The organism is Nevskiales bacterium (assembly GCA_035574475.1).
Lineage (GTDB): Bacteria > Pseudomonadota > Gammaproteobacteria > Nevskiales > DATLYR01 > DATLYR01.
In genome coordinates this window covers 1-11,364 of record DATLYR010000219.1, presented here as the reverse complement: position 1 = coordinate 11,364, position 11,364 = coordinate 1, and the positions used below count along the sequence as shown (strand labels likewise).

The following is an 11,364-nucleotide window of genomic DNA, read 5'->3' as shown; positions in this document are numbered from 1 at the left end:
GGCCGGCGCAGCGTACTGACGGACGCCAATCTGAGTGTGCTGGTGCCGTACCGCGGCTACCAGGGCGCTTTCCCCTTCCTGTCGGCCACCGACGTGCTGAACCGGCGCGTACCGATCGACACGCTGTTCGACGCCATCGTGCTGGTCGGCACCACGGCGCCCGGCCTGCTCGACCTGCGCACCACACCGGTCGGCCACCGCTACGCAGGGGTCGAGGTGCACGCGAACATGGTCTCCGGCCTGCTCGACGGGAACTTCAAGCACCGGCCGGCGCATACCTCGCTGATCGAGGCCGGCATGCTGGTGCTGATCGGCCTGCTACTGGCGCTGCTCCTGCCCACGCTGTCGCCGCTGTGGGGCAGTGCGCTGATGCTGGCGCTGGTGTTCGGCAGCATGCTGGTCAATCTGCTGATCTGGATCTTCGCCGATCTGGTGCTGCCGATGGCCACGCCGCTGTTCTACGCGCTGGGCGTGACGCTGCTGCAGATGACCTACAGCTTCCTGGTCGAGTCGCGCAACAAGCGCCGGCTGTCCAGGCTGTTCGGGCAGTACGTGCCGCCGGAGCTGGTCGAGGAGATGGACCAGAGCCAGGAGGACATCACGCTCAAGGGCGTCAGCCGCGAGATGACGGTACTGTTCTCGGACGTGCGTGGTTTCACGACCATCGCGGAAAGCATGGACCCCGCCGAGCTGACCGAGCTGATGAACGCTTTCCTGACGCCGATCACACGCGTGATCCACCAGCACCGCGGCACGGTGGACAAGTACATGGGCGATGCGGTCATGGCCTTCTGGGGTGCGCCGATGGCGGATGCGCAGCATGCGACGCATGCGCTGGAGGCGGCGCTGGACATGATCGAGACATTGCGCAGCCTGCGGCCCGAGTTCCAGGCGCGCGGCTGGCCCGCGATCGAGGTGGGCATCGGTCTGAACACCGGCATCATGCAGGTCGGCAACATGGGCTCGGCGTTCCGCATGGCCTATACCGTGCTCGGCGACGCGGTGAACCTGGGCTCGCGCCTGGAGGCACTGACCCGCGAGTATGAGGTCGACATCATCGTCAGCGAATTCACCGTGGCCCAGGTGCAGGGCTTCGTCTTCCGCGAGCTGGATCGCGTGCGCGTCAAGGGCAGGGACCGCCCGGTGACGATCTATCAGCCGCTGTGCCGAGCGGAGCAGCTGCGCAGTGACCAGCGCGAGGAGCTCGGGCGCTACGAAACCGCGCTCGGGTATTACCAGCTGCAGAACTGGGAGCAGGCCGAACGCGCCTTCCGCCACCTGGAGGAGAGGTACCGGCACCCGCTGTATGCGCAGTACCTGGAACGGATCGCCCATTTCCGCGCCAACCCGCCGCCGGACGGCTGGGATGGCGTGTTCGTGTACACCCGCAAATAGAAAACCCCTGGCCGTTGCCGGCCAGGGGTCACATTGGTGGAGGTGGCGGGACAGCTGGTCCACATTTTTCAATGTGGGCTGGACTATACCTTCATCCCGTTGGCGGGATGCGGGGCGTGTTATTCGCGGCTGAAATCTTCCGCGAATCCTAGTGCCGGCTCGTTTCCCTTTCGGGTTTCAGCCGGTCTATGAGTCTCTACAGGGCAGGCCTGAGGTTGGCCCTCTTCCTACCCCTCGGTGTTGCCGTAGCGGGTTATCCCGCCCCAGGGTCCACCGATGTGAGCCCCGTTTTCACTCTGCCCTTGCGGGCAGAGGCGACCATGTTGTTAATCGAACCCGCGTCCGGCAACCTTCCGTCGTCCGCTCTACATGCTTAGCCCGGTCTTTGGTTTTCGACGCCGGTTACCCAACGGGCAGGGAACGCCGGCGCTTAGCCCCTTGGGGTTTTAGCGGATCGGCCAAGGGCGGGCGTCACCGCGATTCCACAAAGTCGACGTCTGGGTCCGGAGTTATGGACGCCTGCCGGTCAGACGCTCGCCGGGATTAGGCGGCGAGGGCGTAGTTGTCGTCGTTCGCAACTAGCTTGGTTGCAGTCGGATTTACGAGCGGGCTGCAGCTCGGCATGCACGTCGGATTTCCAGTCACCGTCGAGCCCAGGTCACCCCCGGGCGGTCATTTTACTACCGGTGCTATAGTCAACGAAATCGCTCAGGAGTTCCCCGCATGCTGGCCAAGACCGAGCCGCCTTTCGGCGTGACCCACGAAGTTTTCAACCAGCCGCCCCCGCTGGAGAACGTGAACTTCTATGCACAGGACCTGCCCCTGCGCGAGGCGGTTGCACGCGAGGGCGGCGCCTGGGGCGAAACGCGCCTCATGCGCTATGGAGACATCGCGGGCCACGAACTGATCCAGCTGGGATTCCAGGCCAATCAGCACAAACCCGTGCTGAAAACCCACGACCGCTACGGACATCGCATCGACGAAGTGGAGTTCCACCCGGCCTACCACCGCCTGATGCAGGTGGCGATCGAGCACGAGCTGCCGACGCTGGCCTGGCGGGACCCGCGACCGGGTGCGCACGTGGTGTCGCATGCGCTCAGCTACCTGCACAGCCAGGTCGAGGCCGGCACCGGCTGCCCGCTGACCATGACCTATGCCTGCATTCCGGCGCTGCGCCACCAGCCGGACGTGGCGAAAGTCTGGGAGCCGCGCATCCTGTCCACCGAATACGATCCGCGCTGCCTACCGGCGGAGCAGAAGCGGGGCGTCACCATCGGCATGGGCATGACCGAGAAGCAGGGCGGCTCGGACGTGCGCGCCAACACGACCCGCGCCTGGCCGCTGGGCGCCGGCGGGCCGGGACAGGCCTATGAGCTGGTCGGCCACAAGTGGTTTTTCTCCGCGCCGATGTGCGACGCCTTCCTGGTGCTGGCGCAGGCCGAGCGCGGCCTGTCCTGCTTCCTGCTGCCGCGCTGGCGGCCGGACGGCTCGCGCAACGCCATCCACATCCAGCGGCTCAAGGACAAGCTCGGCAACTGGAGCAATGCCTCCAGCGAGGTCGAGTTCCACCGCGCCTGGGCGGTGATGGTGGGCGAAGAGGGGCGTGGCGTACCGACGATCATCGAGATGGTCGCCCACACGCGGCTGGACTGCATGGCCGGCTCCGCGGCGCTGATGCGCCAGGCGCTCACGCAGGCGATTCATCACTGCGCGCACCGTTCCGCCTTCGGCCGCGCCTTGATCGACCAGCCCCTCATGCAGAACGTGCTCGCCGACCTGGCGCTGGAATCGGAGGCGGCGCTGGCGCTGATGCTGCGCGTGGCGCGGGCCTTCGACGAATCGGCGCGCGACGAGCCGGCGGCGCTTTTCGCGCGCATCGCCACCGGCGTCGGCAAGTACTGGATCTGCAAGCGTACGCCGGTGATGGTCAACGAGGCGCAGGAATGCCTGGGCGGCGCAGGCTATGTGGAGGAGCACATCCTGCCGCGGCTGTACCGCGAGGCGCCGTTGAATTCGATCTGGGAGGGCAGCGGCAACATTCAGTGCCTGGACGTGCTGCGCGCCATGAGCCGCGAGCCGGGTGCGCTTGAGGTTTTCCTGGCCGAGCTGCAGGCTGCCCGCGGGGCGCATGCGCTGTTCGACGCGGCGCTGGCGGATCTCGAGGATGAACTTGCGCGCAAGGGCGGCCTCGAGACCCGGGCGCGGCGCGTGGTGGAGAAGATGGCGGTGACGCTGCAGGCGGCGCTCTTGCTGCGCGCCGGCAACCGCATCGTGGCCGATGCCTTCTGCGTCGCGCGGCTGGGCACGGACCGCGGGCGCGCCTTCGGCACGCTGCCGGAAGGTATCGACTGCTGCGCCCTCATCGAGCGTTCGCGGATTGTCACCAGTTAATCACGTCATTCCGGTGAAGGCCGGAATCCAGCGACTTTCAGGCACTGGACCCCGGCTTGCGCCGGGGTGACGAAGCATCATCTCCGGCTCAAGGCCCGTGCTTTCTCGCGCTGCCAGTCTCGCTCCTTGATGCTGGCGCGCTTGTCGTGCTGTTTCTTGCCGCGGGCCAGGCCGATCTCGAGCTTGGCGTGGCCGCGCTGCCAGTACAGCGACAGCGGCACCAGGGTGTAGCCCTGGCGCTCGGTGGCGCCGATCAGCTTGTTGAGCTCGTGGCGGTGCAGCAGCAGCTTGCGCGTGCGCGTAGGATCGGGCCGTACATGGGTGGAGGCGCTGCCCAGCGGCGAAATATGCGCGCCGATCAGCCAGGCCTCCGCATTGCGGATGACGACGTAGGCCTCGGCAATCTGCGCCTTGCCGGCGCGCAGGCTCTTGACCTCCCAGCCCTCGAGCGCCAGCCCGGCCTCGTATTCGTCTTCGATGAAGTAATCGTGCCGCGCGCGGCGGTTGAGACTGATCACCCTGGGCGCTGCGGGCTTGTTGTCGCTCTTGTTCATCACCGGATTATAAGTCATCCTCTGCAAAGGCTTTTTTGGACAGGCCATGACCGCTAGAGCAGGCGTTTATGGGTACTGGTCGTCGCCGCGCGCCTTCGTCATGGTGGCGGCCGGCGCCACCATCGGCTTCGGCAACATGTTCAGCCTGCCGTACCTGCTCGGCCAGTACGGCGGCGGGGCCTTCCTGCTGGTCTACGTGTTGTGCCTGTTCTTCGTCTCGCTGCCGCTGATCATGGCCGAGCTGCTGATGGGCCGGCGCGGGCGCGCCAACGTCGTCACCAGTACACGCCTGCTCGCGGAAGAGGCCCAGATGCACGTTCCGGCGATCTGGAGCGCGATGGCCTGGCTGGCGCTGCTGGGCGCCATGCTGGTGCTGTCGTATTACAGCGTGATCGCCGGCTGGAGCATGGCCTTCACCATCCGTGCCGCGGCCGGCGTGCTGTCGCAGAAGACACCCGCGGAGATGCGCGAAATCCTGCTGGCCCTGGTCGGCGACCCGGAGCGCGCGCTGACCTGGCACACGATCTTCATGATCAGTGCCACGATCTTCGTTGCGCACGGGCGTGCCGGACTCGAGCGCGTGGCCGGTTACCTGATGCCGATGGCCTTCGTGTCGCTGCTGCTGTTGCTGGTCTGCGCGCTGGCGGTGGGCGATCTCGGCGCCGGCCTGCGTCTGCTCCTCACGCCGGACTTTTCCAGGCTCGGCTGGCAAGGCGTGCTCGAGGCGCTGCAGCAGGCGTTCTTCAGCCTGGCCCTGGGCATGGGGGTGATGATGACGCTCGGGCTGTATATGCCCGAGCGCGTCTCGCTGCCGGTCGTGGGCGGTGCGGTGATACTGGTGGATCTGCTGTTTGCGCTGATGTCCGGCCTGGCCGTGTTTGCTTTCATCTTTGCGGTCGGCGAGGCGCCGACCTACGGCGTGCGCCTGGTGTTCCAGCAGCTGCCGCTGGTGGTCGGCGGTCATACCGGCAGCCAGCTGATCCTGGTGTTCCTGTACCTGTCGCTGTTTCTCGCCACCATGACCTCGGCCATCGGCCTGATGGAGCCGGTGGTGGTGTGGCTGATGGAGCGCTACGAGCTGTCACGTTCGATGGCCTCGAGTACGACCGGCGTAGTGATCTGGTTCTTCGGCTTGGGCACGCTGCTGTCGTTCAATGTCTGGCAGGACCTGCTGCTGTTCGGCAAGACCTTCTACCAGTGGCTGGAGCTGCTGACCGGCCACGTGCTCTTGCCGCTGATCGGTCTGGGTGTGTGCGTGTTCGTCTCGCGTGCCATGCCGCTGGACCTCTTGCGCGAGGCCTGGGGTGGGGGCAGTCACTGGAGCTTCCAGGTGTGGCGTTTCTGCCTGCGTTATCCGGCGCGCGTCGGCCTGCTGCTGGTGCTGCTGTATTCGCTGGGCTTCTTCCGGCTGGTCGAGTATCTGTGGCTGAGGACGCCGTAAGCGCTGCATCAACGATCCGGGTGGAGGTAGTCTGGGCCCTGCCGGAGCGGCAGGTCGTGGTCGTACTGTCGCTCCCGGCGGGCAGCTGCGTGCGGGACGCGCTGCACGCCGCGCGGGGGGAGGCGGGACTCGTGGAACTGGGGCAGGGCGCCGCCGCGCTGGGCATCTTTGGCCGCCCCGTCACGGCGGAACAGCTCCTGCGCGACGGCGACCGGGTGGAGATCTACCGGTCGCTGCTCGCCGACCCGAAGCGGCGGCGGCGCGAACGCGCCGGCGGCCCTGGCTGTGGTCGGAGCCGCCGCTGAAGCGGGTGCATGCCGCTCAAGGCGGGTTGATCGGCGAGTCCTTGGTTTGCGCGTCCGGGCCGATACCGCTGTCCGGCAGCGGTGTGTTATCCACCGGGCGCTCTTCCGGCGCGGTGGTCGGCGTTTCGCTGCCGGCCGACTGTCCAGCGGGCGGCGCCTGGCCGACGATGCGCGCGAGCTTGCCACTCTCGAAGTAGAGGTTGAGCGTGCGCTGCACTTCCTGGCCGCGCGGGCTGCGGTAGTAGTACACGTAGTCCCAGCGGTTGGGGTCGAAGCTGCCCTGGACCAGCGGGCTGCCGAGCAGGAAACGTACCTGGTCCGGCGTCATGCCGATCTCGAGCTGATCGACCTGCTTCTGCTCGATCACGTTGCCTTGCAGCGTCGGCAGGCGGAACACCGTGCAGGCCGCCAGCGCGGGCAGCAGGCTCAACAGCGCAAGAACGCATAAGTGACGCATTGGGGGGCCTAGCCTGAAAATTTCAGCGTGCAATAATACCCGAAGCGGCGGGCCGGCATCGGTTCGCCCTTACCCGGAGAGTACCGCGTGGAAAACCAGGATTTGCGCAAGGCCGGGCTCAAGGTCACGCTGCCGCGCCTGAAGATCCTCGAGATCCTCGAATCGAGCGAGTCGCGCCACCTGAGCGCGGAGGAGATCTACCGCCAGCTGCTGGACTCGGGCGAGGACATCGGCCTGGCCACGGTGTACCGGGTGCTGACCCAGTTCGAGGCGGCAAGCCTCGTGACGCGCCATCATTTCGAGGGCGGGCACGCGGTGTTCGAGCTGGCGCAGGGGCACCACCACGATCATATGGTGGACATCGAGAGCGGCAAGGTGATCGAATTCGTCAGCGAGGAGATCGAGCGGCTGCAAAAGCAGATCGCCGACAAGCACGGCTACGAGATCGCCGACCACAGCCTGGTGCTGTACGTGAAGCCCAAGAAAAAGTGAGGAATGGACGGGATAGACAGGATTCTCAGGATTAACAGGAAAGAACCGATTCTTGTGAAGAAACTTTCTTGATCCTGTATATCCTGTTACCCAGTTCGTTTGCTGGCTCTTCCTAACCCGTGGCGGCCCGCTTGAGCATGTCCTTGGCGTGCTCGCGGGTCTTCGCCGTGATGTCCACGCCGCCGAGCATGCGCGCCAGCTCCTCGATGCGGTCCTTGTCGTCCAACGCGCGGATGCGCGTGTAGGTCTGCCCCGCTTTCACTTCCTTGCGCACCTGCAGCTGCTGCTGCGCCTGGGCCGCGACCTGCGGCAGGTGGGTGACGCACAGCACCTGGCGCTGCGCGCCGAGTGCGCGCAGCTGGCGGCCGACGATCTCGGCCACGCCGCCGCCGATGCCGGCGTCCACTTCGTCGAATACCAGGGTCGGCACGTGTGTGGCGTTGGCGGCGATGACCTGGATCGCCAGGCTGATGCGCGACAGCTCGCCGCCCGAGGCGACCTTGGCCAGCGGCCGTGCTTCCTGCCCCGGGTTGGCGCTGACCAGGAACTCGATCTGGTCCAGGCCCTGGGCGCGGGGCGCCGGCGCCTGGTCCGGCGTGTCCAGCGCCACGCGGAACTCGCCCTGCGGCATGCCGAGCGTGCGCAGGATCTCGCTGACCGCGGCCGACAGGCGCTTGGCGCTCTTGCGCCGCGCCTGGCTGAGCAGCCGGGCCTGCTCCAGCCAGGCCTGCGCCGCCTGCGCGCGCGCCTGCTCCAGCCGGCCGATCTCCACCGCTGAGTTTTCCAGTGCGTGCAGCTCTGCGCGCAGGCCCTCCAGGTGCGTGCCGAGCTCGGCCGGCGCCACGCGGTGCTTGCGGGCGATGGCATGGATGTCGGCCAGCCGCTGCTCGATCTGCTGCAGCCGGCGCGGATCGAGTTCGAGACCGTCGAGCGTGCGGCGCAGCGTATCGGCCGCCTCCTGCACCTGGATCAGGGCGGCGCCGGCCAGCTCGGCGGCCTCGCCGTAGCGCGGCTCGACGCCGGCCAGGTCGGCCAGCAGGTGCTGGGCCTGGGTCAACAGGTCGTAGGCCGCGCCGCGCTCGCCCTCGTACAGCAGCTGCAGCGCGCGCTGACCCTGCTCGATGAGACGGCCGGCATTGCTCAGCCGCTTGTGCTCCTGGTCGATCTGCTCCAGTTCGCCCGGCTGCAGGTTGAGCGCCTCCAGTTCCTGTACCTGGAAGCGGACGAAATCCAGGCGCATGCCGCCGTCGCTGGTTTTCTGCGCCAGCTCCCCGATGCGCGCGTCCAGCTGCTGCCATTCGCGCGCCAGCGCCGCGACCTGCGCGCAGAGGGCGGCATGGCCGCCGTAGCCGTCCAGCAGCTCGCGCTGCACTTCGCGCCGGGAGAGGGACTGGTGCTCATGCTGGCCGTGGATGTCCACCAGGTATTCGCCCAACTCGCGCAGGTCGCGGGTGGAGGCGGGGCTGCCGTTGATATAGGCCCGGCCGCGGCCGTCGCGCGCCACCAGGCGGCGGACCAGGCAGGCGTCAGGGCCGTCGCCTGCGTCGAAGTCGCGCGCACGCAGCCAGTCGCGCGCCGCCGGCGCATCGTCGAGCTGGAAGCTGGCGCTGATCTCGGCGCGCTCGGCGCCGCTGCGGATGCTGTCGCTCTCGGCGCGGTCGCCGAGCAGCAGCCCCAGCGCGTCGAGCAGGATGGATTTGCCCGCGCCGGTTTCGCCGGTCAGTGCCGACAGCCCCGGCCCGAGCTCCAGGCTGAGGTCGTCGATGATGGCGAAATTGCGGATCTCGAGCCGTATCAGCATCTTGTCAGGGTTGGCGCGGGATGGGGCCGCGGCCCCATTGCAGCTTGCTGCGCAGCAGCTTGAAGTAATCGTAGCCGGGCGGGTGGATCAGGCTCACGCTGCGCTCGGCACGCCGGATGCGCACGCGGTCGCCGCCGCCCAGCTCCTGCGTCACCTGGCCGTCGCAGGTGACCAGCGCCTGGGTACCGGGCTCGATCACCACCTCGACCTCGCGCCCGGCGTCCAGCACCAGCGGGCGGTCGCTGAGCGTGTGCGGGCAGATCGGCACCAGCGCGATCGCCGGCAGCGCGGGGTGCAGCACGGGCCCGCCGCCGGACAGGGCGTAGGCGGTCGAGCCGGTGGGCGTGGCGATGATGATGCCGTCGGCGCGGTGATGGCTGATGAAGCAGCCGTCGGTGTAGGTGTCGAACTCGATCACGCGCGCGAAGTCGCGGTTGCGCACCACCACGTCGTTGAGGGCGTGGAAACTGCCGCGTTCCTGCCGGCCGGCGAGCACGGTGGCGGTCAGCATCAGACGCTCCTCGCGCACGTAGCGCCCCGCGAATACGGCGTCCAGCGCCGGCTTGAGCTCATCCGGCAACACATCGACCATGAAGCCCAGCCGGCCGCGGTTGATGCCCAAAAGCGGCACGCCGTATGGGGCTACCGCGCGGGCGGCGTCCAGCAGGGTGCCGTCGCCACCCAGCACCACGACCAGGTCGCAGTCCGCGCCCAGCTGCTCGCGTGGCAGCCCCTGGCTCGCGGGAAGACCCAGGTATTCGGCGCTGGCCGCGTCCAGCCGCAGCCGACAGCCGCGCGCCGCCAGATCCCCGGTCAGCGCGCGCAGGGCAGGGGCAACGCCGGGATCGGCGCGCTTGCCGATCACGCCTATGGTGGAAAACTCACTCATGGAGGCCGCTCGAAAGACGGCCAAAACTTAACATGCCGCGCACAGGCCGACCAAGCGGAATCGCCTGCTCGCTGGCGCACTTGGCACTCCCGGCGCTAGACTGCTAAGGGTCTGGACGATACCCGAAATGCCATGTCGCAGCCGCTCCGCCAGGAAGACCTCGATCCGCGCGCCCTGAGCCTGCTCAAGGCGCTGATCGAGCAGTACATTCGCGAGGGCCAGCCGGTCGGCTCGCGTACCCTGGCGCGGGCCTTCGGCCTGTCGCTGTCGGCCGCCACGATCCGCAACGTCATGGCCGACCTGGACGAGCTGGGCCTGGTGCGCTCGCCGCACACCTCGGCCGGCCGCATCCCCACGGTGCGCGGCTACCGGTTGTTCGTGGACCGCCTGCTCAAGCCGCAGCCGCTGGGCCCGCAGGAGACCGAGGAGATCAAGCAGCAGCTGTTCGCGCAGGCGGCGCCGACCGCCGAGGACCTGGTCGAGTCGGCCTCGCAGCTGCTGTCGTCGCTGACGCATATGGCGGGGGTGGTGACGGTGCCGCGCCGCGACTATGCGGCGCTGCGCCAGATCGAGTTCCTGCCGCTGTCCGGACGACGCGTCTTGGCCATCCTGGTGGTGAACGAGCGCGAGGTGCAGAACCGCATCCTGCACACGCACCGCGACTACAGCACGGCCGAGCTGCAGGAGGCGGCCAATTACCTGAATGCCATGTTCGGCGGCCGCGACCTGGTCAGCGTGCGCGAAAGCCTGCTGCGCGACATGCTCAACGCGCGCCAGAGCATGGACCAGCTGATGGCCGAGGCCCTGAGCATGGCCGAGCAGGTGATCGAGCCGTCGCCGAAGGGCGATTACGTGCTGGCCGGGGAGACGAACCTGATGGGTTTCCAGGAGCTGTCGCGGGTGGAGACGCTCAAGGCGCTGTTCGAGGCCTTCGAGCGCAAGCGCGACCTGTTGCGCCTGTTCGACAGCTGCCTGGGTGCCGAAGGCGTGCAGATCTTCATCGGCGAGGAGTCCGGCTACCGCGTGCTGGACGACTGCAGCGTGGTCAGCGCGCCCTACACGGTCAACGGCCAGGTGGTCGGCGTGCTGGGCGTGATCGGGCCCACGCGCATGGACTATGACCGCGTCATCTCGATCGTCGATACCACCGCGCGCATGCTGGGCGCGGCCTTGAAAGAGCGCAACTGAGCCCTCATCTACCCGGCACGCGCCCGGCGAGGGCGACGTGCGGCCCGTTTGATGCCCAACCGATGGATCCTCGCGACATGAGCGAAACACCGACGCCTGCCCCCGACGACCAGACCGCTGCAGCGGCCGGCCCGCCGCCGGAAACCCCGATCGATCCGCTGGCCGAGCTGCAGCAGCAGCTGCAGGCGGCCCAGGCCAAGGCCGACGAGAACCGCGACCTGTACCTGCGCACTGCCGCCGAGCTCGAGAACGTGCGCAAGCGCGCCGAGCGCGATACCGCCGCGGCGCGCAAGTACGGTGTCGAAAGGCTGGCCGCGGACCTGCTCGGCGTGCGCGACAGCCTGGAGCTGGGCCTGGCCGCGGCCGCCGACGAAAACGCCGAGATCAAGGCCGTGGTCGAGGGTTTGGAACTGACCCTCAAGCTGTTGACCGATGTGCTCGAGCGTTACGG

The 11,364-nt window shown here is 67.8% G+C and carries 11 protein-coding genes and 1 other RNA gene; 7 read left to right on the top strand and 5 right to left on the bottom strand.

Annotated elements, in window-relative coordinates:
• Positions 1–1,395 (top strand): adenylate/guanylate cyclase domain-containing protein (locus tag VNJ47_13240; protein HXG29797.1); only part of this gene is annotated, 1,395 nt, incomplete at its 5' end.
• A gap of 303 nt (positions 1,396–1,698) precedes the next feature.
• Here the strand turns inward: VNJ47_13240 and ssrA are convergent.
• Positions 1,699–2,053, bottom strand: a transfer-messenger RNA (tmRNA) gene (ssrA, locus tag VNJ47_13235).
• A 65-nt stretch (positions 2,054–2,118) separates the two neighbouring features.
• Here ssrA and VNJ47_13230 point away from each other — a divergent pair.
• Positions 2,119–3,786, top strand: a complete 1,668-nt coding sequence (locus VNJ47_13230; protein HXG29796.1) for an isovaleryl-CoA dehydrogenase — start codon at positions 2,119–2,121, stop codon at positions 3,784–3,786.
• Between the two features lie 77 nt (positions 3,787–3,863).
• On the opposite strand, the gene smpB is transcribed toward VNJ47_13230, so the two are convergent.
• Positions 3,864–4,340, bottom strand: a complete 477-nt coding sequence (smpB, locus tag VNJ47_13225; protein ID HXG29795.1) for an SsrA-binding protein SmpB — start codon at positions 4,338–4,340, stop codon at positions 3,864–3,866.
• A gap of 46 nt (positions 4,341–4,386) precedes the next feature.
• Here smpB and VNJ47_13220 point away from each other — a divergent pair, with 46 nt between their 5' ends.
• Both VNJ47_13220 and VNJ47_13215 read left to right on the top strand, forming a co-directional pair.
• Positions 4,387–5,781 (top strand): sodium-dependent transporter, encoded by a 1,395-nt coding sequence (locus tag VNJ47_13220; GenBank protein HXG29794.1) that lies wholly within the window; start codon positions 4,387–4,389, stop codon positions 5,779–5,781.
• Complete coding sequence (locus tag VNJ47_13215) at positions 5,673–6,086, top strand: RnfH family protein (protein HXG29793.1); 414 nt, start codon at positions 5,673–5,675, stop codon at positions 6,084–6,086. The genes VNJ47_13220 and VNJ47_13215 overlap by 109 nt, the downstream gene beginning before the upstream one ends.
• Before the next feature lie 16 nt (positions 6,087–6,102).
• Here VNJ47_13215 and VNJ47_13210 read toward each other — a convergent pair whose 3' ends face one another.
• The gene (locus VNJ47_13210; GenBank protein HXG29792.1) at positions 6,103–6,516 is read right to left on the bottom strand and encodes an outer membrane protein assembly factor BamE; all 414 of its coding nucleotides are present in this window, start codon (positions 6,514–6,516) and stop codon (positions 6,103–6,105) included.
• A gap of 114 nt (positions 6,517–6,630) precedes the next feature.
• Between VNJ47_13210 and fur the strand changes: the two genes are divergently transcribed.
• A complete protein-coding gene (fur, locus tag VNJ47_13205) occupies positions 6,631–7,035 on the top strand; it encodes a ferric iron uptake transcriptional regulator (GenBank protein ID HXG29791.1) in 405 nt (134 codons plus the stop codon).
• 112 nt (positions 7,036–7,147) lie between these two features.
• Here fur and recN read toward each other — a convergent pair whose 3' ends face one another.
• A complete protein-coding gene (recN, locus tag VNJ47_13200) occupies positions 7,148–8,836 on the bottom strand; it encodes a DNA repair protein RecN (GenBank protein HXG29790.1) in 1,689 nt (562 codons plus the stop codon).
• A 4-nt stretch (positions 8,837–8,840) separates the two neighbouring features.
• A complete protein-coding gene (locus VNJ47_13195; protein HXG29789.1) occupies positions 8,841–9,725 on the bottom strand; it encodes an NAD(+) kinase in 885 nt (294 codons plus the stop codon).
• Between the two features lie 132 nt (positions 9,726–9,857).
• On the opposite strand from VNJ47_13195, the gene hrcA reads away from it, so the two are divergent.
• Positions 9,858–10,913 (top strand): heat-inducible transcriptional repressor HrcA, encoded by a 1,056-nt coding sequence (hrcA, locus tag VNJ47_13190; protein HXG29788.1) that lies wholly within the window; start codon positions 9,858–9,860, stop codon positions 10,911–10,913.
• A gap of 77 nt (positions 10,914–10,990) precedes the next feature.
• A partial coding sequence (grpE, locus tag VNJ47_13185; GenBank protein ID HXG29787.1) for a nucleotide exchange factor GrpE occupies positions 10,991–11,364 on the top strand: 374 nt, incomplete at its 3' end.